Below are 20,153 nucleotides of genomic sequence, written 5' to 3' on the forward strand. Positions count from 1 at the left end.
CTATTGCCCGACACCGGCTAGGCATCAGCCTGCCGCAATTCGTCAGGAAAGGAATCGCATGGAAGAAACCGCCACCAAGCCCGTCACCCCGTTCCAACGCCTTGGCGGGGCGGAAACTTTCCATGCCATTGCCGATCGCTTCTACGCCCTGATGGATGCCGACCCCGCCTATGCCGATTTGCGCGCCATGCATGGGGAAGATCTGGCGCCGATGAAGGCCAGTCTGGCTGGATTCCTGATCGGTTGGTCGGGCGGCCCGCGTGACTGGTTTGGTCAAGGCAAATGTATGATGAGCCTGCACCGCCCCCTACCCATTGCCGCCAACACCGCAAAGCAATGGGCCGATGCGATGCGCCGCGCCATTGGGGATGTGGCGCCCAGCGATACCGAAATGGCGCAAGCTCTGGCGGGCGTGCTGGAGGAAATCGCGCTTTCCATGGTGCCCCTGCCCGAAAAGGCGTAAACAGGCGCGGCATGCACCGCCTAGACCGCCCGCGCCAGATCCTTGCCGTTGCGCTCTCCGCGCTGGCGGGTTTTGTGGATGCCAGCGGCTTTGTCGCCAATGGTGGCTATTTCGTCTCCTTCATGTCGGGCAATTCCACGCGACTCGCGGTGGATCTGGCCGACATGTCCAATTTGGCGCTGGTGCCTGCGGGGCTGATTCTGGGCTTTGTCGGCGGTGTGGCGCTGGGCACGCTGGCGGCGGCATGGGGCGGCGCACGGCGTAAACAGGCGGTGCTGGCGCTGGTGACGGGGCTGTTGCTGCTATCGGCTCTGGCGCGACTACTAGGTCTGCCCTGGGCAACGCAAGGCGCGCTGGTGGTGGCCATGGGTGCGCTCAACACCACTTTCCTGCGGCAGGGCGAGGTGGCGGTGGGGTTAACCTATATCACCGGCACTTTGGTGCGGGTGGGGCAGGCTCTGGCCGCGCATCTGCAGGGGCAGCGCCATGCCGGAGCCTTGGCTGCTACGGCTCTCTGGCTGGGTCTGGTGCTGGGCGGGGTGTTGGGGGCGGTGCTGGCGGTGAAAGCGCCCGATATTGCGCTCTGGCTAGCCGCAGGCTGGGCGGCGGCGATGGGCCTTCTGGCCCGCCGACTCACGGCCTAACCAGCCACCGCCAGCAGTTTTTCCCGCGAGGTCGCCCCGCGCAACAAAGTGACACGCGAGGCCGCCACGCCCAGCCCCTGCGCCACCAGATCAATCACCGCCGCCGTGGCCTTGCCATCCTCCGGCTTGGCGCGCACCTTGGCCAGCAAGCGCCCCTCGGCGATCTCCAGCCCTTCGCTGCGCGCACCAGGCGTCACGCGCACCGCCAGACGCCCCTCACCATCCACCAAGGCGCGGATGGCCGCCACCTCCGGCAAGGTCAGCTTAGGCTTGGCCACCCAGCGCCTCTTTATGCGCCTGACCATTCAGCACATAGGACGCCACGCCTTTCTGCATATTGGCCAGCGCCTCATCGCTCAAATCGCGGGCATAGGCAGCGGGGCGCCCCATCCACAATTGCCGCGCGCCAATCACCTTGCCCGGGCTGAGCAGGGCCCCTGCCGCCAGCATGCCATCCGATTCAATCCGGCAACCATCCATCACCACCGCGCCCATGCCGACAAAGGCGCGATCTTCCAGCCTGCAACCATGGATCAGCGCCATATGGCCCACCAGCACATCCTCGCCAATGATGGTGGGAAAGCCATCGGGATGGCCCGCCTTGGGGCTGTCGCAATGGATCACGCTGCCATCCTGAATATTGCTGCGCGCGCCAATGCGGATCTGGTTCACATCGGCGCGGATCACGCAATTATACCAGATGCTGGCCCCTGCCCCGATCTCTACGTCACCGATGATGCGGCAACCGGGCGCGATAAAGGCGCTGTCGTGAATGCGTGGCCAGATGCCGTTAAAGGGCGCAATGGTGATGTCGCTGCGCATGGCTTCAGGCTCCCAACAGGCGCGCGGCATGGGCCGCGTGATAGGTCAAAACCCCGCTGCAACCCGCCCGCTTGAAGGCCAGCAAGGTTTCCAGCACCAAAGCATCCCGGTCGCCCGCACCCACAGCCACCGCAGCCTCGATCATCGCATATTCGCCGCTCACCTGATAGGCATAGACCGGCACGCCAAACTGCTCCTTCACACGGCGGGCAATGTCCAGATAGGGCAGGCCAGGCTTGACCATCACACTATCAGCCCCCTCGGCCAGATCCACCGCCACTTCGCGCAGGGCTTCCTCGGCATTGGCGGGGTCCATCTGATAGGTTTTCTTATTGCCTTTCAGCAACCCACGCGAACCCACCGCATCGCGGAACGGGCCATAGAAGGCGCTGGCATATTTGGCGGCATAGGACATGATCTGCGCATTGTGATGCCCGTCGGCCTCCAGCGCGGCGCGGATCAGGCCGATGCGGCCATCCATCATATCGCTGGGCGCGATAATATCGGCGCCGGCAGCCGCCTGATTGAGGCTCTGGCCTACAAGCATCTCCACCGTGGCATCGTTCAGCACATAGCCCGCCTCGTCGATCAAGCCATCCTGCCCATGGCTGGTATAGGGATCGAGCGCCACATCGGTCAGCAGGCCGATATCCTCGCCACAGGCATCCTTGATCGCGCGGATCGCGCGGCACATCAGATTGTCGGGGTTGAGCGCTTCCTCCGCGCCCTCGCTGCGGCGTTCGGGCTGGGTATTGGGGAAAAGCGCGAGGCAGGGGATGCCCAGAGCCACTGCTTCTTTCGCCCGCGCCACAATGCCATCCACGCTCCAGCGCGATACGCCCGGCAGGCTGGTGATCGGCTCCTCCACGCCCTGCCCATCGGTGACGAACAAAGGCCAGATCAGATCGGCCGGCGTCAGAATGGTTTCGCGATGCATGGCGCGGCTCCATCCGGTGGAACGGGTGCGGCGCAGGCGAAGCGCCGGAAAGGGCGCGGGGATGGTCTGGGTCATGGGCGCAGGGTCTAGCCCCTGATGCAACGGACGGAAAGGGGGACCAAACGCTAGGGATGGCCCGATATGTGCATTTTTCGCATGCGTTGTTGCGCCGATTGCACGTCCAGTTTTTCTTGTCTTGCCCAAAATAGCGATTAAATTGCTCCCCCGTTGAGCGACACTAAAAGGAGTTAAGGCAACTAGGCGTAACAGCATTACCTCTGGATCTGGTCTTGAGACTTTATTGGTCATTAAGGCGAGTATTCTTGTGGTGGATTTGCCTCGTCTTGTCCCGCCTGCGTAACCGGTGCCGCTCTGACCCAGCGATGCCTGCCGCATCCGTCGACTCTCGAACCCCATCCCATCCGGACAACCGCCCCCGATAGCCTCTGTATCTATGATGCGGCAAAGGCCCTTTGGCCAGCGCACGCGCCATGGATGCAACCGCCACGGTGTTCTGTCGCGTATGCCCCTTGGCCTGCGCAGCCGACGCTGCCCTCCCCATGCGCCTTGCGTTTGGGGGATCTCCAGACATGCCCACACGCCCCAAGGGCCTCTTCCCGCCGCGCAACAAGCAACAGGGGGGGGGCGCATCGCCCTCAGGGGAGAATAGATTTATGTCGAGTTCCTATTTCCAATCGGACGAGAACGCGGGATGGCTGCGTAGTGGCTGGTCGAAAACCGGCCTCGTGCTGGGCGGCGGGCTGGCGCTGATTCTGGTGGCGCAGGCCAGTTTTGGCCGCGTCGATCCGGGCAATGTCGGCATTCGCGTCAACAATATCGTGGGCGGGGTGGAGCAAAACACGCTGGGCGTGGGCTGGTATCTGGCGCCTCCGGGCACGCATATTTATGAATATCCGGTCTTTACCCGCACCTATAGCTGGACTTCTTCTTCCACCGAACAGAGCCCGATCGATGAAAGCTTTTCCTTTCAGGACCGCAATGGCCTCAGCCTGAAAGCCGATGTGGCGGTCAGCTATCACGTCGATCCCCAACGCGCCTCGATCCTGTTCCAGCGTTACCGCACCGACATGGATCAGATCATCGCTGGCCCCCTACGCAATGCCATCCGCAACGCGATTGTCGAACGCGCTGCGCAATTGGGGGTGGAGCAGATCTATGGCGACCACAAAAGCGAGCTGATCGCCACCGCACAGGCGCAGGTGCAGCGCTTCTTTGCCCCCTATGGCCTGCAGGTGGAGCAGCTTTACTGGGCGGGCAATATTGTCGTTCCCGCCGAAGTGCTGCGCCAGATCAACGCCAAGATCGCCAATGAACAGGCCGCTTTGGCAGCCCAAGCCAATGTCGCCACGGCGCAAGCCAATGCGCAGGCCCGCATTGCCAAGGCCAAGGGCGATGCCGAAGCGATTCAGGTGGAGGCGCAGGCCATCCGCACCAATCCGGAAATCGTGAAAATGCGCGCGGTGGAAAAATGGGACGGTCGCCTGCCCACCTATAGCGGGGCCGGACCGCTACCCTTCCTGTCGGTCAAATAGGTCAGGCTCTTGGTCGGGAGTTGGTTGATGCCGACTCCCGCCTTGGCATGGGGCGCCTGCAAAGCCGCCAGAGCCGCCCCCGGTTGCAGGCGCAGCAGGCTGGCCAATCGCGCCTTGAATGCGGCCAATTCCTTTTGCGGCACGCCCGCCCGCACCGTGAAATGCACCGACATCGGGTCGACGCTCATCCCGCCGCGAAACACTTCATAATGCAGATGTGGGCCGGTCGACAGGCCGGTGGAGCCGACAAAGCCGATCACCTGCCCCGCCCTCACCCGCGATCCGGCGGCCACGGCAAACCGGCTGAGATGGCCATAGCCGGTGCCCACGCCCCCGCCATGTTCAAGGCGGATATATTGCCCATGCCCGCCATGGGCGCCCACAAAACTGGCCACGCCATCGGCCACCGCCCGCACCGGCGAACCATAGGCCGCGGCCAGATCGGTGCCCGCATGCATACGCGCAAAGCCCAGAATCGGATGCAGCCGCAGGCCAAAGCCGCTGGTGATCCGCGCGCCATTGACCGGCATCACCAATTCCTGCCGCGCTGAGGCACTGGCCATAGCGGCGGCATCGAACAATTGCCCTTCCCCGCCCCAACGCAGCAATTGTTTGCGCGGACGCCCGCCCGATTCAATCGCGGCATAGAGCAGGTCTCCGACCTCCACCTCGCCCGAAGCGGCGCGTTTATAGGCGACCACCATGTCGAATGTGTCGCCGCGCCGGACCTCCTCCAGATTGAGATGGGCGTCGATCGCGGCCAGAAATTGCTGGATCGCCTTCATCGGTGCACCGGCGGCGCGGGCGGCGCGATAGACGCTGTCCCCCGCCTGTCCGCGAATGCGCAAGGGCGTGTCATCCACTGCAATCGGGTGACGCTCGACCACGAAATCCGCGCCTTGGCGTTGCAAGGTAAGGTCAAGATCGAAACGGGCGTGCAGCGCCACATGTTCCAAGGGGCGCGGCTGCCCCGCCGCAGGGATCCGGCCGAGCACCAGAGCAAAGCGCGTTCCCGCACTCACACCGCCCTGTTGTGCGATGATTTCCTGCAATTTGGACGCATCTTGTGCCCCCACACCGGCGCGTGACAGCATCTGCGCCACCGAATCTCCGGGTGCCAACACCGATACCAGTTCCAGCCTTGGCCTTTGCGGCGTGCTGTTCATCGGTGCGGCCTGCGCGCCCAGCCCCATGCGCTGCCCCATATCGCTACCCAGCGCGAGCGGCTGCACGCTCTGGCTGCGCAACATGTCCTGTGCTGGCAGGTCGAGCCTTTCCGAAATGGTCCGCATGGGCAAGGGGGGCAAAAGGCTGATCGCCAAAGCGCTGATTCCGGCCAGAATGCCCATGCCGCGAAACCATGCAGGCGATCCGATATGCTGCGCCAGATCCATCGAGACCGGCCAGCGCTCAAGGAAACTGGCGACAGGCGCGCGCGAGGGCTGGCTGGTTTCCACTAGCCCTAACCTGCGCCGTTCAATCCTTATTGCCGCACCGGCCACATGTTACCCTTCGCCCGAATGGGCCAAGGATTAAGGGAAAAAGGGTTAATGCGTGGCTAAACTGGCTCCATTTTCCCCCGCTTTGCCCTTATGCCGCCTTGCGGGCAGGCATCAGCTTTGCCACATTTGCGCCTTCCATGGTTGCCTTTCCCCCACCCCGCCCACAGGCACTTGCCTCTTTGCGTTCCGGCCTGCGGGATGAAAGCGTGGTCAAGGCCGTGCTGGGCCCGACCAACACCGGCAAGACCCATCTGGCCATCGAAAGGCTCTGCGCCCATTCCTCCGGCGCGATTGGCTTTCCGCTGCGGCTGCTAGCGCGGGAAGTTTACGAAAAAGTCTGCGCGATCAAGGGCCGCGAGCGGGTAGCCCTGATCACGGGCGAGGAAAGAATCGAGCCGGAGGGCGCGCGTTGGCTGCTTTGCACGGTGGAGGCAATGCCCGTGCGTGGCGGTAGCCAGAGCGGGGCCAGCGCCCGTTACAAGGATCTGGCCTTTGTCGGGCTGGACGAAGTGCAATTGTCCGGCGACCGCGAACGCGGCCATATTTTCACCGATCGCTTGCTGCATGCGCGCGGGCGTGAGGAAACCATGATCCTGGGCTCCAGCGTGATCGAGCCTTTGGTACGCAAGCTGGTGCCCGAGGCGGAAATCGTCACCCGCCCGCGCTTTTCCACGCTGACTCACACTGGCGCGAAGAAGCTGTCGCGCGTGCCGCCACGCAGCGCCATCGTCGCCTTTTCCGCCGAGCAGGTTTACGCCGTGGCCGAAATGCTGCGCCGGTTTCGCGGCGGGGCGGCGGTGGTGATGGGCGCGCTCAGCCCCGAAACCCGCAACAAGCAGGTCGAGCTCTATCAATCGGGCGAAGTGGATTATCTGGTGGCCACCGATGCGATTGGCATGGGACTCAATCTGGATATCACCCATGTCGCCTTTGCCGGCCTGTCCAAATATGATGGCCAGCGCCAGCGCCGCCTGCTGCCCACCGAAATGGCGCAGATTGCCGGGCGCGCGGGGCGGCATCACAAGGATGGCAGTTTCGGCACTTTAGCCGGAACCGGTGGGCATGATGCGGAATTTGATGATGAAGAAATCTTCGCTATCGAGGAACATCGCTTTGCCCCGCTGACCAAATTGTTCTGGCGCGAATCCGATCTGCGCTTTGATTCGATCAACACGCTGATCGACAGTCTGGAACGCCCCCCCGCCCATCCCGAATTGATCGCCGCGCCCGAAGCGATTGATATGGCGGTGCTCAAACGTCTGGCCGAGGATGACTCCATTCGCGGGCAGGTGCGCGGCGCGGCCATGGTGCAGAGATTCTGGAACGTCTGCTCGCTGCCCGATTTCCGCCAGCAGGGGGCCGACACCCATTCGCGCTTTGTTGCCCGCCTGTGGGAAGAATTGCGCCATGGGCCTTTGTCCAGCGACACCGCGCCCCGCGCCATCGCCCAACTGGACAACACCAGCGGCGATATAGACACGTTGCAGGGTCGCATTTCGGCTGTGCGCAGCTGGTCCTATATTTGCCAGCGACCCGATTGGGTGCTGGCCCGCGATGAAATGGCCGCCCGCGCAAGGCAGGTGGAACAGCGCCTGTCCGATGCCCTCCACGCCCGCCTGACCGAACGCTTCGTCAACCGGCGCACGGCGGTGCTGATGCGGCGGCTTGGCGGCGATGCTGGCCTGCTCTCGGTGAAGATGGAGGGCGATACGGTGCTGGTCGAAGGCGAGCCGATTGGCGAGCTGACCGCTTTCCGTTTTCGGGTCGACCCCAAGGCGCGGCATGATGATGCCCGCATGTTGCAAGCCGCAGCCGAGAAACACCTCTCCGCCTTGTTGCAGCAAAGGGCTGAAGAACTGGCCAAGGCCCTGAGCGACGGCGCGGATGACGTGACTCTGGCCAAGGGCGCTGTGGTGTGGCGGGGGCAGGAAATCGCAAGGCTGCGTCAGGGGCGCAGTATGCTGGCGCCCAGCTTGCAGGCCACGCCCGCGCTGGACCGCGTGGCAGCTGCTGCACGGGAAGGCTTGCTGGAGGCTTTGACCGCTTGGCTGGCCCAAAGATGGAAGCCCTTGGCCCCCTTGGTCAAGCTGGAGGCGGCCTGCAGCGCGCCCGAGCATGGGCCTGAACTGCGCGCCTTGTTGATCAAACTGGTCGATGGCGGCGGGATGCTGGCCCGTGCGGAATCGGGGCTTGACCAATTGACCCAGCCCCAGAAGGCCGGCCTGCGCCGTCTGGGCGTGAAAGTGGGGGCGCTGGATCTGTTCCACCCCGCCATGCTCAAGGCGCGGCCCTTGGTCCTCTGGCTGGAGGCGCGCGGCATGGATGGGCTGATCGCCGAGCCCATGGCGCCGGTTATCGCCATCACCGGCAAGACCACCCCCTTGGGCTATCGCCGGTTTGGCGCGCAGGGCTTGCGTCTGGACCGCGCCGAACTGCTGCTGCGCGACGCTCACGCCTTGCGCATGGCGGCGGGCAAAAAGCCCTTTGCGCTTGATCCGTCGGTAGCCACGCGGATCGGCCTTTCGACCAAGGCCTATGCCCATTTGCTGCGGCAGGCCGGATTCCACCCGATCATGCCCCGCGCCTTGGCCCAGGGCTGCTTTGGCCCGCCCGCGCCGCTGGTCTGGCGCTGGCAACCTGTGCGCAGCGGGCAAACCTCCGCCACCGTCCCTCTCGATTCTGCCAGCCCCTTTGCCGCGCTGGCGGCTCTGGTGGCCTAAAGGGCAAGGCGGGCGATGCGGATCGACAAATTGCTCTGGTTCCTGCGCTTTACCAAGACCCGCAATCTGGCGCAGGAATGGGTCGCAGAAGGCCATATCCGCCGCAATGGCCAGCGTGTGGAGCGCTCTTCGCTCCATATTGGTGCGGGGGATATTCTGGTGCTGCCGCTGCGTCAGGGGGTGCAGGTGATACGCATTTTGGCGCTTCCTGCCCGCCGTGGACCGGCATCGGAAGCACAAAGCTGTTATCAGGTGCTTGACGAGACAGCCCCTTCCCCACTAGCAGCACTCCCGATGATTTCTGCAACGAAAGGGGATTTGCAGCCATGACCTATGTCGTTACCGATGCTTGCATCCGCTGCAAATACATGGACTGCGTGGAAGTGTGTCCGGTGGATTGCTTCTATGAAGGCGAGAACATGCTGGTAATCAACCCCAGCGAGTGCATCGACTGCGGCGTTTGTGAACCCGAATGCCCCGCCGAAGCGATCATGCCCGACACCGAAAGCGGCATTGAACAGTGGATGGAACTGAACGCCAAGTTCTCTGCCGAATGGCCCAACATCACCGCCAAGAAGGAAGCGCCTGCCGACGCTGACGAGATGAAGGGCGTTGAAGGCAAGTTCGAGAAGTTCTTCTCGGAAGCGCCGGGCGAAGGCGATTAATTTTCCGGCTTTGTCGGCGGCCTTGAACAGGTAAGTCCGGCAACAGTACCGATCTGGGACAAAAAATGCACCAGAGGCCGAGATTCGCGTGAATCGCGTTTCTCGCCTCTGGTATTTTTGTTACACCCATGCTATATAATCGGGCAGTCGATGCCGCTGCACGGGCGCAAACCTTGCGGCATCCTAAACCAAACCGGGTCGAACCCCCTGACCATGAAAGGCTTTGTTGCAGCGCAGGGTTGATGAAAGACATCACACCGGCGGGTTTAGACTCATCCCCGCTGTCTGTATGATGTCATCAATTTCCGCGCCACATTTCGCAGCAAGGCCGAGCGAAAGGACGATAGATGACAGCCAAGGCGCACGCCTTCGATGTTGGAGATTACGTCGTTTATCCCAAGCACGGTGTTGGCCGGGTGATTGAACTGCTGGAGCAGGAAATCGCCGGTATGAAGCTGGAACTCTATGTGCTGCGCTTTGAAAAAGAGCGTATGACGCTGCGCGTTCCGGTCAACAAGGTGGAAGCCATCGGCATGCGCAAGCTGTCTTCGGACAAGACTCTGCGCGAGGCGATGGACACGCTGAAAAGCAAGCCCAAGGTGAAGCGCACCATGTGGTCGCGCCGCGCGCAGGAATATGAAGCGAAGATCAATTCGGGCGATCTGGTATCGATTGCCGAAGTGACCCGCGACCTGTTCCGCGCCGACGATCAGCCTGAACAGTCCTATTCCGAACGCCAGATCTTTGAAGCGGCCTCCAGCCGTCTGGCGCGCGAACTGGCTGCGATGGAAAAGACCGACGAACCTGCCGCGCTGAAGAAGATCCTCGCGATCCTCAACGAATATGCCCCCAAATATTACGAAGCCACGGCTACCGCCTAAAGCTTTGTAATAGAGCGCAGCAAGAGGGCCGTCCTTCGCAGGGCGGCCTTTTTGTTTGCCTGTTATACAGGTGCGGCGGCGCGGCGCAGGCGGTCGTTAATCGCCACACCCATGCCGCTTTCGGGAATCGGCGCGACCGCCACTTTGGGCAACGCCACATGGGCCGAGGCATGGAGCGCATCATAAAGCCGCGCAGCAGCCTCTGCGAGGTCGCCTGAGCGCGAAAGCTGGTAATCAGCCTCCACATCCCCAAAGCCAATGAAAAACTCATCAGCGGCCTTCTGAGCGGCATTGAGACGCACCGGCTTGCCTGGGGCATAATGGCTGGTCATCTGGCCGGGGGCCTCGATCTTCTCCCCGCTGGCCACAGAACCGCCCTGCCCCAGCACCGCCGCCAAATCTTCCTGCGTCACTGGCCCCGGACGCAGCACCTGCCAACCGGAATCGCGCAGGGCCACGATGGTCGATTCAATCCCCGCCGGGCACGTGCCGCCATCGACAATCATCTCCACCCGCGCGCCCAGCGAGTCTGCCACATGCGCAGCGCTGGTAGGGCTGACCCCGCCGCTGCGATTGGCCGAGGGCGCGGCCAAGGGCAGGCCCGAAGCCTGCAACACCGCGCGCATCACCGGATGGGCGGGGCAACGGATCGCCACCGTGGGCAGGCCCGCCGTCACCGCCGCCGCCAATTGCGCGTCATCACGCTTGGGCAGGACTATGGTCAAAGGCCCCGGCCAGAAAGCCTGCGCCAAGTCCCGCGCCCGATCATCCAGCAGGACAAGCGCTTCGGCCGCAGCCAAATCGGGGACATGCACGATCAGCGGGTTGAAGTCAGGCCGCCCCTTGGCGCGATAGATCGCCGCCACCGCCTCGGCCTGATCGGCGCGGGCGGCAAGGCCATAGACCGTCTCGGTCGGCAGCGCGACCAGTCCGCCTTGCTGCAGCCGCGATGCCGCTTCAGCGATAGCGCCAACATCTGTGCCCAAAATGCGAGGAAGCGAATTGTCTGTCATCCCGCTCTCGCTATAGCCGGACGCCGGTAATGCCAAGTAAAAGGAAGTGAACATGCTGCAAGCGGGCGATCCCCTGATCCCGATTCTGGCCCAAATCAGCGCGGCGCTGGACCGTCTGGCCCCGCCCCCGCCCTCGCCCGCCGACTGGCTACATCATGCCGCCTATGTGTGGGACGGCACAAGGGCGCGCGGCGTGGCCAAACTGGAAGCGCCCTCGCTGGACCTTTTGCAGGGCATTGCGCTGCAGAAAGAGGCGGTGGCGGGCAATGTGGCAAGATTGGCTGCCGGCCATGCCGCGCATGACATGCTGCTGTGGGGATCGCGCGGCATGGGCAAATCGGCGCTGGTGCGCGCCAGTGTCGTGGCCGCCGCCGCGCAGCATGATGGGGCGATTGCCTTGGTGCAGGTGGCGCCCGATGCTCTGTCCAGCCTGTCGGGCCTGTTCGCTCTGCTGGGCAAGGTGGATCGCCGCTTTCTGGTGTTCATCGACGATCTAGGCTTTGAGGAAGGCGATCTGTCCGGCCCCCGCGCCCTGCGCTCATGGCTGGAAGGCGGCGTAGAGGCGCGCCCTGCCAATGTGCGGCTTGCGGTCACCTCCAACCGCCGCGCGATTGTGGGCCGCAGCCTGAACGAGCAGGACGACCCGATCAACCCGCGCGATGTGGTGGATGACAAATTGGCGCTGGCCGATCGCTTTGGCCTGTCCATCGGCTTCCACGCCTGTTCGCAGGATGATTATCTGGCCATCATCCATGGATATGCCGCCGCGCTGGGGCTGAGCTTTGAAGAAGGCGACGCGCTGGAATGGAGCAAGCGCCGTGGCAGCCGATCGGGGCGCATCGCATGGCACTATGTCAACGAATTGGCGGGGCGTGCCGGTCGCCAGATATGATACGATAAGGGGCGGGATTTCACCCCCGCCCCTTTTGCCGATTATTGCTGGACCTTCTGGTCGTCCTTGAACTTCATGCGATATTGCAATTCGGGATCGCTGTTCAAATCGCGCTGCGGCGGCATATGGTCGGTCACCACCGGCTTGATCGCGGGCGAAGGCGCAGCCCCCGGCGCGATCACCCGCCAGATGATGCCCGCCGTATCGTCGGACACCAACAAGGCACCATCCTGCGCAAAGCTGACCCAAGTCGGGCGGCCATGCGTGTCACCCTGGCCATTGAGGAAGCCCGTCAGCACCTTTTGCGGCATGCCTTTGGGATTGCCATTGGCGTCAAAACGCACGAACACCACGTCATAGCCGGAGGCCGGCTTACGGTTCCACGAACCATGGCGCGCGATGAAGGCACCATTGGCATAGGCCTCACCCAAACGCCCCCCGCCCTGCGCAAAGGCCAGACCCAGCGGCGCCACATGGGGCCCAAGCGCATATTCAGGGCGGCGCACATAATCGATCAGGAATTCGGGCATCTGGAACTGCGGCGTCTTATCATAGACGCGCGTATCCTCATTCTTGCCCCAATAGAACCACGGCCAGCCATAATGCGCGCCCACCGGCACATTGGTCAGATAATCGGGCACCAGATCGGGGCCAAGCTGGTCACGCTCGTTCACCACCGTCCACAATTCGCCCGAGGACGGGTTCCACGCCATGCCATTGGCATTACGCAAGCCCATCGCATAGCGGCGCGCGCGCGAGGTGGCGATGTCGATCTCGTAAATCGAGGCGCGGCCTTCCTCCGCCTTGGGGCCATTCTCGCCGATGTTCGATGCCGAGCCAATCGCGACATAGAGCTTCTTGCCATCGGGGCTGATGAGCAGATTACGCATCCAGTGGTTGCCGCCAGCGGGCAGATCCATCAGCTTTTTGGGCGTGCCGGTCAGGCTGGTGGCACCGGGCTGGTAATCAAAGGCCAGCACCGCATCATGGTTGGCAATATACAGCTTGCCGTCGGCATAGGCCAGGCCCGAGGGCGAGGACAGGCCATCCTTAAACACAAAGCGTTCGGCCGCCTGCCCGCTGCCCTTGGCATCGCGCAACAGCGTAATGCGGTTGGCGCTGGGATCGCCTGCGCCCACGAAACCCATGAAAAGACGCATGAAAAAGCCGGTAACCCCGCCCGATTCCTGCGCAGGCGGCGCGCCGGTCTCCGCCACCAGCACATCGCCATTGGGCAGAGTCAGCATCGTGCGCGGATGCTTCAACCCCTCGGCAAAACGCGTAACCTGCAAGCCCTGCGCCGCCACAGGCGCCTCGCCCGCGGCCCAGCCCACCGTCTTGGCCAGACCGACCGACGGAATGGTTTCAGGCTGGGGATCGACCAGACGGGGCTTGAGCCCCTCCATCTGTTCAACGGGGATTTCCGAAGGATTGCCATGGATGATCCAGCCAGCGGCACCGCCACCAACCAGAACCACAGCACCAAGGGCGAGAAGCGAATTGCGCAAAGTCGGGCTCATGGCCGCTGGGAATAGAGTTTTGCGTGGGGGCAGACAAGCCGAAAGAATGGCCCTCTGGCGCTGCGGCCTGCGGTTGATTACATGGGCAGCATGTATGATTTTACCCCAAGGGCCGATGCGCCCAAATCCGAAATCTATCGTGATCTGAACGAGGCCGCCGCCGCGCTGGTGGCTGGCGAGGTTGATAGCGTGGCCAACATGGCCAATATCGCCGCGCTGATCTGGCAATTCCTGCCCGATCTCAACTGGGCGGGATTCTACCGCGTGGTCGAGGATGAACTGGTGCTTGGCCCCTTCATCGGCAAGCCTGCCTGCATCCGCATCCCCTTTGGCCGCGGCGTATGTGGAACCGCCGCGCAAAGCGGCGAGACGCAATTGGTGGCCGATGTCCACGCCTTCCCCGGCCATATCGCTTGCGATGCAGCCAGTGCTTCGGAGCTGGTCGTTCCGGTGATCGCCGAAGGGCGCGTGATCGCGGTGATCGATCTGGACAGCCCGACCAAGGGACGTTTCGATGCCGAGGATCAGGCGGGGATTGAAGCTCTGGCTGCGGCCATTATGGGCAGCATTCTGGGCTGATAGCAAAAGCCCCCGAAGCTGCTCTTCGGGGGCTTTTTGATTCAGATACCCTCGCCCGTCAGGCGCTCGCAAATCAGGTCCAGCTGATCAAGGCTGCGGTAACGGATCGTCACCGCACCAGCGCTGGGATCACCGGCATCCATGCTGATCTTGACCGACAGGCCAAGGAATTCTTCCAGATGGGCCTGCATCGCCTGAATGTCGGCAGAGTCGCTGGACTTCACCTCCATACGGGCGTTGCGACGGGTGGGTGCTTCACGGCCCGCCTTGCGGCGCACCAATTGCTCCACATCGCGCACCGACAGGCCCTTGGCCACCGCCTGCGCCGCCAATTCCTCCGCCGCATCGCAACCGATCAGCGCGCGGGCATGGCCCATCGACAATTCGCCGCGTTCAACCAGACTGATCACCGGATCGGGCAAAGCCAGTAAGCGCTGGATATTCGCCACATGACTGCGACTCTTGTCGACCATCTTGGCGATGTCCGCCTGGGTCATGCTCTCACCCTCGGCCAGACGGTGATAGGCGCGGGCTTCTTCGATCGGGTTGAGGTCTTCACGCTGAAGGTTTTCGATCAAGGCAATCGCCATGATCTCGCGCTGGGTCAGCTTGCGCACCAGCGCGGGGATTTCATGCACCTGCGCCCGCTGCGCCGCGCGCCAACGGCGTTCACCGGCGACAAGGCGATATTTGCCCTCGCCCAGCGGCACCACGATCACCGGTTGCAACACGCCACGCGCCGCAATCGAGGCCGCCAATTCGCTCAGCGCTTCCTCTTCAAAATGGCGGCGCGGCTGATCGGGGTCGGGTTCGATATTGCCCACGGGCAATTGCGCCAGCCCGTGTTCCACGTGAAACGTTCCGTCGCTGTTACGCGCGGTGGTGTTGCCACCGGCCGGTGCCACCGGTTCTTCCCGCCGCGATTCGCCCAGCAGAGCCTGCAGGCCCCGCCCCAAGGCCGGTGCTTTACGGCGAGCGGCCAAAGCGCTCAGCGCGGCAACGGGCGATTCAGGGGCGGCGGTTTCGTCGGTCATGCGGCTTTCCTGTTTTCAGGCAGTCGGGAAATCAATTCGCGGGCAAGCGCCAGATAGGCGCGGCTGCCCGTGCAATGCTGGTCATAAATCAGGGCGGGCAAGCCATGGCTGGGCGCCTCGGACAGGCGCACATTGCGCGGGATTTCCGTGTTGAACACCAGCTTGCCCAGACAGCTGCGCACGTCATCGGAGACCTGATCGGTCAAGCGGTTGCGGCGGTCAAACATGGTGAGCGCTACGCCGATAATGCCCAGCTCGCTGTTGAAGCGTTGCTGCACACGTTCCACGGTTTGCAACAATTGGCTCAAACCTTCGAGCGCGAAAAATTCGCATTGCAGCGGCACCAGAACGGTATCCGCCGCCGTCAGCGCGTTCAGCGTCAACAGGCCCAGCGAGGGCGGACAGTCGATGAAGCAAATCTCATAGGCATTCTGCGCCGAGGACAAAGCCCTGCGCAGGCGATGGGTACGGTCGGTAATCGACACCAGTTCCACCTCGGCACCCGACAGATCAACCGTCGCAGGCACCAGACTGAGGCCCGGAATGGTGGTCTGCATCACGCAATCGCCCAGAGGCGCGTCGCCCAGCAACAGATCATAGCTCGACATTTCACGCGAAGCGGCCGAAACGCCCACGCCCGTCGAAGCATTGCCCTGCGGATCGAGATCGATCAACAGCGTCCGCCAGCCACTGGCGGCAAAGGCTGTGGCAAGATTGATGGCCGATGTGGTTTTGCCCACCCCGCCCTTCTGATTGGCAATCGCAATGCTAATCACAGCTTGACCCCCTTGGGATTGAGATGGCCAACAATCAGGCCCGCCTCGGCATCGGTCAGCGATGGCTCCACCCGGAACCCCCGTCGCAACGTCTGTTTCAGCTCTGCCAATTCTTGACCTGCAGAACGCCCTTTGGGCAACAGCCAAAGCGTGTCGCTTGTGGAAAAGCGTGCGGATAGTTTGATAAGTTTTTCCAGCGGAGCAAATGCACGCGCCGAGATCACCGATACGGTGCGACTCTCGACCAGTTCGAGCCTTTGTCCCACCACGCTGGCCTTGGGCAGATCCAGCGCGCTGATCACGCGATTGAGCCAATCGATACGGCGCGCGCGCGATTCGACCATAACCACTTCGCGATTCGGGCAAAGCGCAGCAATGACCAGACCAGGAAATCCCGCACCCGTCCCCAGATCGAGCCAAGCCCCCTCCTCTGTTTCACGTGAAACATGGGTGAGCAATTGGGCAGAATCGACGATGTGGCGCAACCACACCGCATCCAGACTGGCAGCGGACACCAAATTCTGGACCTTGTTTTCCTCGGCCAGCATCGCCACGAGGCGGCCGAGCCGATCCATCGCCACGGCATCGGCCTCGTCAAGATTGGCCAACCAAGCCTTGGCCGCCGCTTCATCCTGCATCATCACTGGCCCATCCGTTTCGCATGCACCAACAACGCCGCCAGCGCCGCCGGAGTCACGCCTGCCACCCGCCCTGCCGCTGCCAAAGTGGCGGGCCGCGCGCGGGTCAATCGTTCCACCATCTCGCTGCTCAATCCAGCGATGGCATCATAGGGAAAGTCCTCGGCCAAGGGCAGAGTCTCATTGGCGCGCAAGTCACGAAGCTCCCTATCCTGCCGCGCCAGATAGGGCGCGTAGAAAGCATCCTCGGCCACCTCTTCGGTCACTGCGGAATCCTCATCCAAGGCATCGCCCAACCATGGACGCAAAGCATCAATCGCCACCCCGTCAAAACGGAGCCATTCGCGCAAGGGTAAACGCCCCGTATCGACACGGGCAGCAATTCCCACGCTGGCCAGATCCTGCGCCGTCACGCCCTGCTCCAAGGCTGCTTCCAAACGCCGCTTTACGTCACTGCGCTGTTCGTACCAAGCCTTCCGTTCACTGCCCACACAACCCGCGTCCAGTGCCAAAGGCGTCAGGCGAGTGGTGGCATTGTTGGCGCGCAAACGCAGACGATATTCGGCACGCGCCGTCAGCATGCGATAGGGCTCGCTTACCCCGTGAAGCGTCAGGTCATCGACCATCACCGCCATATAGGAATTGGCGCGGTCCAGCGCCGCCGGTGCCTTGCCCAGCACAGAGGCCGCCGCATGCATCCCCGCCAGCAAGCCTTGCGCCGCCGCCTCTTCATAGCCGGTGGTGCCATTGATCTGCCCCGCGCAATAGAGTCCGCCTATCGCACGCAACTCCAGCGAGGGGCGCAGGGCACGTGGATCGATATGGTCATATTCCACCGCATAGCCCGGCACGACCATTTCGACCTGCTCCAGCCCTTCCATCTTGCGCAACATCTCCAGCTGAACATCGGCGGGCAGGCTGGTAGAGATGCCGTTGGGATAGACCAAATGTGTATCCAGCCCTTCCGGCTCCAGAAAGATCTGATGCCCGTCACGATCGGCGAAGCGATGAATCTTGTCCTCGATGCTGGGGCAATAGCGTGGCCCCCTCGCCCCGATCGCACCACTGAACAAAGGCGAGCGATGGAGGTTGGCGCGGATCGTGTCATGCACCGCCGGATTGGTGCGGGTGATGCCGCAGAACACTTGCGGGTTCACACGGCGCGTTTCCATGGCAGACATGCACCACAGATCGGCATCGGACTCCTGCTCCTCCAACCGGCCCCAGGCGATGGTGCGGCCATCCAGACGCGGCGGCGTACCGGTCTTGAGGCGCGCCATCGGCAGTTCCGCCTCACGCATTTGCTCGGCAAGACGATGGGCAGCGGCCTCGCCAATGCGACCACCGATCAACCGCTCTTCCCCGCGAAACAGGGTGCCACCCAGAAATGTGCCGGTGCACAGCACAACGGCCCTAGCCATCAACCGCGTGCCATCGGCCAAATCGACACCGGCCACCCGACCACCTTCCAGCACCAGCGCCGCGACCTCGCCCGCTATCTGGGTCAGGTCGCCCTGCTGTTTCAACATGGACTGGATCGCAGCCTTGAACAATTTGCGGTCAGCCTGAATGCGCGGGCCTTGCACGGCGCTACCCTTGCTGCGGTTGAGCATGCGATAATGGATCGCCGCGGCATCGGCCGCCCGCCCGATCAGACCGTCAAAGGCATCAACCTCGCGCACCAGATGGCCCTTGCCCAAGCCACCAATCGCGGGGTTGCAACTCATCGCGCCCACGACCGACAAGTCAAAGCTGACCAGCGCCACCCGCGCGCCCATACGTGCGGCGACGGCTGCCGCCTCGACGCCGGCATGGCCGCCGCCCACAGTGATGATGTCAAAATGCTGCATGAGCTGCGCCCTAAACTATACGGCGGGAATCGTCAAAAGCGGTGTTTCACGTGAAACATCACTTACCGATGCAGAAGCGCCCGAACAAGGCGTCGAGCATATCCTCGGTCCCCGCCCCGCCCAACAAGCGATCGAAGGCCACACGTGCGCTGCGCAAATCTTCCGAGATCAGCAGCAGATCACCATCAGACCGAATCTGCCCCAAAGGCTGAGCCGCCTCCGATAACAGACTATGCTGCCGGGCATTCAATGCCAGTTCGCCAGCGCGCGGCATGGCATGCATCGACGTCTCGATCAGGTCTCGCCGCAAGCCGTCAACACCTTCCCCCGTCACAGCGGACAGGCGATGGCGCGGCATCATTTTCGCACGACGTGCAATCCGGTCGATCTGACTCTCGATCTCCCAAGCGCCCTCTGGCCCCTCGCCTTCCGGCCCCAGCCATAGCACCAGATCCGCCTCGGCCATAACCGCCTTGGCGCGCTCAATGCCCATCGCCTCGACGACATCCGCGCCTTCATCACGCAAACCGGCCGTATCAAGAAACTGGAATGGCACGCCACCCAGTGCAACCGGCCGCATCAGAATGTCACGCGTGGTGCCCGCAATCGGCGTGATGATCGCCGCATCGCTTTCCACCAGTGCGTTGAACAAAGTGCTCTTGCCCGCATTGGGAGGGCCAGCAATCACCACCTTGAAACCTTCACGCAGCGCCTCGGCCCTTGGCCGCGCCAGCCAAGTGGAAAGTTCCACGTGAAACACTTTGAGCGCATCCCCGAAACTCGGGGGCAATCCGCCGACATCATCCTCGTCGGAAAAGTCCAGCACGGCCTCGACCTGCGCCGACAACATCAACAGCCTTTCCCGCCAGGCCTTGACCTGAACCGACAGCGCCCCGCCCGCCATGGCCACAGCATTGCGCCGCTGCAATTCGGTCTCGGCGCTTAACAGATCGCCCAAACCTTCCGCCTCGGCCAAATCCATCCGACCATTGGCAAAGGCGCGCCGCGTGAACTCGCCCGCCTGCGCCTTGCGGAAACCATCCAGCCCCGCCAAGGCGCGTTCGATGGCAGCAATCACCGCCCGCCCGCCATGGCAGTGAATCTCGGCCAGATCCTCGCCCGTGGCGGTGTTGGGTGCAGGGAACCACAGCGCCAGCACCTGATCCAGCACCGCCCCATCCCCATCGCGCAACGTCATAAGACTGGCACGACGCGGCGCGGGGATACGCCCGCCCAGCGCTTGCAAAGCCTGCCCGGCCCTTGGCCCGCTGATGCGGATGACGGCAATCGCGGCAGGCGGCTGACCACTCGAACAGGCAAAAATCGTGTCACGCATCGGGGATTACTTCTTGCCCCCCGTCGCCATGCTGGCGCCCGCTTCCATGATCTGCTGAAACATCTTCATGCCCAGATTGCCCATCGGCGCCATCTGCTTCACATAGTCCTGCATCTGCTCGACCGAACCCACGCCCTGCATCGCTTTCAGCATCGCATCGACATAGGCCTCATTGGCGCGCGTTACATCGGGCAGGCCCAGAAAGCGGCGCGCTTCCTCGGGCGTGCATTCCACTTCCACATTCATCTTCATGGCCGTTCCTTCACAACAAAAGCCGCACAAAAGGCTGACACAGCAAGGGGCATAAGTCTATCCGCCGATCCCCTGC

Annotated in this window: 21 protein-coding genes; 9 read left to right on the forward strand and 12 right to left on the reverse strand. The window is 62.9% G+C overall.

Annotation, left to right across the window (positions count from 1 at the left end):
- Positions 1 to 58: 58 nt before the first annotated feature.
- Positions 59 to 463 carry a globin domain-containing protein gene (locus EOE18_RS09685; protein ID WP_127708904.1) on the forward strand — a complete coding sequence of 135 codons (405 nt, stop codon included), beginning with the start codon at positions 59 to 61 and terminating at the stop codon, positions 461 to 463.
- Positions 464 to 474: 11 nt separating this feature from the next.
- A complete protein-coding gene (locus EOE18_RS09690; protein WP_127708906.1) occupies positions 475 to 1,107 on the forward strand; it encodes a YoaK family protein in 633 nt (210 codons plus the stop codon).
- On the opposite strand, the gene EOE18_RS09695 is transcribed toward EOE18_RS09690, so the two are convergent.
- The 3 genes from EOE18_RS09695 to hemB are packed head-to-tail and all read right to left on the reverse strand — an operon-like array spanning position 1,104 to position 2,941.
- Entirely contained in the window at positions 1,104 to 1,385 is a 282-nt protein-coding gene (locus EOE18_RS09695) for a DUF167 domain-containing protein (protein WP_127708908.1), read from the reverse strand. The genes EOE18_RS09690 and EOE18_RS09695 overlap by 4 nt on opposite strands.
- On the reverse strand, positions 1,372 to 1,929 hold the full coding sequence (locus EOE18_RS09700; protein ID WP_246027369.1) for a gamma carbonic anhydrase family protein: 558 nt from the start codon (positions 1,927 to 1,929) through the stop codon (positions 1,372 to 1,374). Before EOE18_RS09700 ends, EOE18_RS09695 begins: the two co-directional genes overlap by 14 nt.
- A 4-nt stretch (positions 1,930 to 1,933) precedes the next feature.
- Positions 1,934 to 2,941 carry a porphobilinogen synthase gene (gene hemB, locus EOE18_RS09705; protein ID WP_127708913.1) on the reverse strand — a complete coding sequence of 336 codons (1,008 nt, stop codon included), beginning with the start codon at positions 2,939 to 2,941 and terminating at the stop codon, positions 1,934 to 1,936.
- Between the two features lie 599 nt (positions 2,942 to 3,540).
- On the opposite strand from hemB, the gene EOE18_RS09710 reads away from it, so the two are divergent.
- Complete coding sequence (locus EOE18_RS09710; RefSeq protein WP_127708915.1) at positions 3,541 to 4,419, forward strand: SPFH domain-containing protein; 879 nt, start codon at positions 3,541 to 3,543, stop codon at positions 4,417 to 4,419.
- On the opposite strand, the gene EOE18_RS09715 is transcribed toward EOE18_RS09710, so the two are convergent.
- The gene (locus tag EOE18_RS09715; RefSeq protein WP_127708917.1) at positions 4,377 to 5,876 is read right to left on the reverse strand and encodes a M23 family metallopeptidase; all 1,500 of its coding nucleotides are present in this window, start codon (positions 5,874 to 5,876) and stop codon (positions 4,377 to 4,379) included. The two genes, EOE18_RS09710 and EOE18_RS09715, sit on opposite strands and share 43 nt — an antisense overlap.
- Before the next feature lie 182 nt (positions 5,877 to 6,058).
- Here EOE18_RS09715 and EOE18_RS09720 point away from each other — a divergent pair, with 182 nt between their 5' ends.
- From EOE18_RS09720 to EOE18_RS09735, 4 genes are all read left to right on the forward strand, one after another.
- The gene (locus EOE18_RS09720; protein ID WP_127708919.1) at positions 6,059 to 8,641 is read left to right on the forward strand and encodes a helicase-related protein; all 2,583 of its coding nucleotides are present in this window, start codon (positions 6,059 to 6,061) and stop codon (positions 8,639 to 8,641) included.
- Positions 8,642 to 8,656: 15 nt separating this feature from the next.
- Positions 8,657 to 8,971, forward strand: coding sequence for an RNA-binding S4 domain-containing protein (locus EOE18_RS09725; protein WP_127708921.1), 315 nt, complete (start codon positions 8,657 to 8,659; stop codon positions 8,969 to 8,971).
- Complete coding sequence (gene fdxA, locus EOE18_RS09730; RefSeq protein ID WP_127708923.1) at positions 8,968 to 9,306, forward strand: ferredoxin FdxA; 339 nt, start codon at positions 8,968 to 8,970, stop codon at positions 9,304 to 9,306. Before EOE18_RS09725 ends, fdxA begins: the two co-directional genes overlap by 4 nt.
- 347 nt (positions 9,307 to 9,653) lie before the next feature.
- On the forward strand, positions 9,654 to 10,187 hold the full coding sequence (locus tag EOE18_RS09735; protein WP_127708925.1) for a CarD family transcriptional regulator: 534 nt from the start codon (positions 9,654 to 9,656) through the stop codon (positions 10,185 to 10,187).
- A gap of 62 nt (positions 10,188 to 10,249) precedes the next feature.
- Here the strand turns inward: EOE18_RS09735 and EOE18_RS09740 are convergent, their stop codons facing one another.
- Positions 10,250 to 11,200 carry an L-threonylcarbamoyladenylate synthase gene (locus EOE18_RS09740; RefSeq protein WP_127708927.1) on the reverse strand — a complete coding sequence of 317 codons (951 nt, stop codon included), beginning with the start codon at positions 11,198 to 11,200 and terminating at the stop codon, positions 10,250 to 10,252.
- Between the two features lie 52 nt (positions 11,201 to 11,252).
- Between EOE18_RS09740 and EOE18_RS09745 the strand changes: the two genes are divergently transcribed.
- Positions 11,253 to 12,092, forward strand: a complete 840-nt coding sequence (locus tag EOE18_RS09745; RefSeq protein WP_127708929.1) for a DUF815 domain-containing protein — start codon at positions 11,253 to 11,255, stop codon at positions 12,090 to 12,092.
- Between the two features lie 41 nt (positions 12,093 to 12,133).
- Here EOE18_RS09745 and EOE18_RS09750 read toward each other — a convergent pair whose 3' ends face one another.
- A complete protein-coding gene (locus EOE18_RS09750) occupies positions 12,134 to 13,612 on the reverse strand; it encodes a PQQ-dependent sugar dehydrogenase (protein ID WP_127708931.1) in 1,479 nt (492 codons plus the stop codon).
- 90 nt (positions 13,613 to 13,702) lie between these two features.
- On the opposite strand from EOE18_RS09750, the gene EOE18_RS09755 reads away from it, so the two are divergent.
- On the forward strand, positions 13,703 to 14,191 hold the full coding sequence (locus EOE18_RS09755; protein ID WP_127708933.1) for a GAF domain-containing protein: 489 nt from the start codon (positions 13,703 to 13,705) through the stop codon (positions 14,189 to 14,191).
- Positions 14,192 to 14,232: 41 nt separating this feature from the next.
- On the opposite strand, the gene EOE18_RS09760 is transcribed toward EOE18_RS09755, so the two are convergent.
- Genes EOE18_RS09760 through EOE18_RS09785 form a run of 6 tightly spaced genes read right to left on the reverse strand, consistent with a single transcriptional unit; the run spans position 14,233 to position 20,077 of the window.
- On the reverse strand, positions 14,233 to 15,225 hold the full coding sequence (locus EOE18_RS09760; protein ID WP_127708935.1) for a ParB/RepB/Spo0J family partition protein: 993 nt from the start codon (positions 15,223 to 15,225) through the stop codon (positions 14,233 to 14,235).
- A complete protein-coding gene (locus EOE18_RS09765) occupies positions 15,222 to 16,001 on the reverse strand; it encodes a ParA family protein (protein ID WP_127708937.1) in 780 nt (259 codons plus the stop codon). Before EOE18_RS09765 ends, EOE18_RS09760 begins: the two co-directional genes overlap by 4 nt.
- The gene (gene rsmG, locus EOE18_RS09770) at positions 15,998 to 16,642 is read right to left on the reverse strand and encodes a 16S rRNA (guanine(527)-N(7))-methyltransferase RsmG (RefSeq protein WP_127708939.1); all 645 of its coding nucleotides are present in this window, start codon (positions 16,640 to 16,642) and stop codon (positions 15,998 to 16,000) included. The genes EOE18_RS09765 and rsmG overlap by 4 nt, the downstream gene beginning before the upstream one ends.
- Complete coding sequence (gene mnmG, locus EOE18_RS09775) at positions 16,642 to 18,489, reverse strand: tRNA uridine-5-carboxymethylaminomethyl(34) synthesis enzyme MnmG (protein WP_127708941.1); 1,848 nt, start codon at positions 18,487 to 18,489, stop codon at positions 16,642 to 16,644. Before mnmG ends, rsmG begins: the two co-directional genes overlap by 1 nt.
- Positions 18,490 to 18,547: 58 nt before the next feature.
- Positions 18,548 to 19,825, reverse strand: coding sequence for a tRNA uridine-5-carboxymethylaminomethyl(34) synthesis GTPase MnmE (mnmE, locus tag EOE18_RS09780; protein WP_127708943.1), 1,278 nt, complete (start codon positions 19,823 to 19,825; stop codon positions 18,548 to 18,550).
- A 6-nt stretch (positions 19,826 to 19,831) separates the two neighbouring features.
- Positions 19,832 to 20,077, reverse strand: coding sequence for a DUF6489 family protein (locus EOE18_RS09785; RefSeq protein ID WP_181953036.1), 246 nt, complete (start codon positions 20,075 to 20,077; stop codon positions 19,832 to 19,834).
- Positions 20,078 to 20,153: the final 76 nt, after the last annotated feature.

It is taken from the genome of Novosphingobium umbonatum (assembly GCF_004005905.1).
GTDB classification, from domain to species: domain Bacteria; phylum Pseudomonadota; class Alphaproteobacteria; order Sphingomonadales; family Sphingomonadaceae; genus Novosphingobium; species Novosphingobium umbonatum.

Coding starts and splice junctions, on each gene's coding strand:
- EOE18_RS09685 (WP_127708904.1), top strand. CDS start 59: ATGGAAGAAACCGCCACCAAGCCCGTCACCCCGTTCCAACGCCTTGGC.
- EOE18_RS09690 (WP_127708906.1), top strand. CDS start 475: ATGCACCGCCTAGACCGCCCGCGCCAGATCCTTGCCGTTGCGCTCTCC.
- EOE18_RS09700 (WP_246027369.1), bottom strand. CDS start 1,929: ATGCGCAGCGACATCACCATTGCGCCCTTTAACGGCATCTGGCCACGC.
- hemB (WP_127708913.1), bottom strand. CDS start 2,941: ATGACCCAGACCATCCCCGCGCCCTTTCCGGCGCTTCGCCTGCGCCGC.
- EOE18_RS09710 (WP_127708915.1), top strand. CDS start 3,541: ATGTCGAGTTCCTATTTCCAATCGGACGAGAACGCGGGATGGCTGCGT.
- EOE18_RS09720 (WP_127708919.1), top strand. CDS start 6,059: ATGGTTGCCTTTCCCCCACCCCGCCCACAGGCACTTGCCTCTTTGCGT.
- EOE18_RS09725 (WP_127708921.1), top strand. CDS start 8,657: ATGCGGATCGACAAATTGCTCTGGTTCCTGCGCTTTACCAAGACCCGC.
- fdxA (WP_127708923.1), top strand. CDS start 8,968: ATGACCTATGTCGTTACCGATGCTTGCATCCGCTGCAAATACATGGAC.
- EOE18_RS09735 (WP_127708925.1), top strand. CDS start 9,654: ATGACAGCCAAGGCGCACGCCTTCGATGTTGGAGATTACGTCGTTTAT.
- EOE18_RS09740 (WP_127708927.1), bottom strand. CDS start 11,200: ATGACAGACAATTCGCTTCCTCGCATTTTGGGCACAGATGTTGGCGCT.
- EOE18_RS09745 (WP_127708929.1), top strand. CDS start 11,253: ATGCTGCAAGCGGGCGATCCCCTGATCCCGATTCTGGCCCAAATCAGC.
- EOE18_RS09750 (WP_127708931.1), bottom strand. CDS start 13,612: ATGAGCCCGACTTTGCGCAATTCGCTTCTCGCCCTTGGTGCTGTGGTT.
- EOE18_RS09755 (WP_127708933.1), top strand. CDS start 13,703: ATGTATGATTTTACCCCAAGGGCCGATGCGCCCAAATCCGAAATCTAT.
- EOE18_RS09760 (WP_127708935.1), bottom strand. CDS start 15,225: ATGACCGACGAAACCGCCGCCCCTGAATCGCCCGTTGCCGCGCTGAGC.
- rsmG (WP_127708939.1), bottom strand. CDS start 16,642: ATGATGCAGGATGAAGCGGCGGCCAAGGCTTGGTTGGCCAATCTTGAC.
- mnmG (WP_127708941.1), bottom strand. CDS start 18,489: ATGCAGCATTTTGACATCATCACTGTGGGCGGCGGCCATGCCGGCGTC.
- mnmE (WP_127708943.1), bottom strand. CDS start 19,825: ATGCGTGACACGATTTTTGCCTGTTCGAGTGGTCAGCCGCCTGCCGCG.
- EOE18_RS09785 (WP_181953036.1), bottom strand. CDS start 20,077: ATGAAGATGAATGTGGAAGTGGAATGCACGCCCGAGGAAGCGCGCCGC.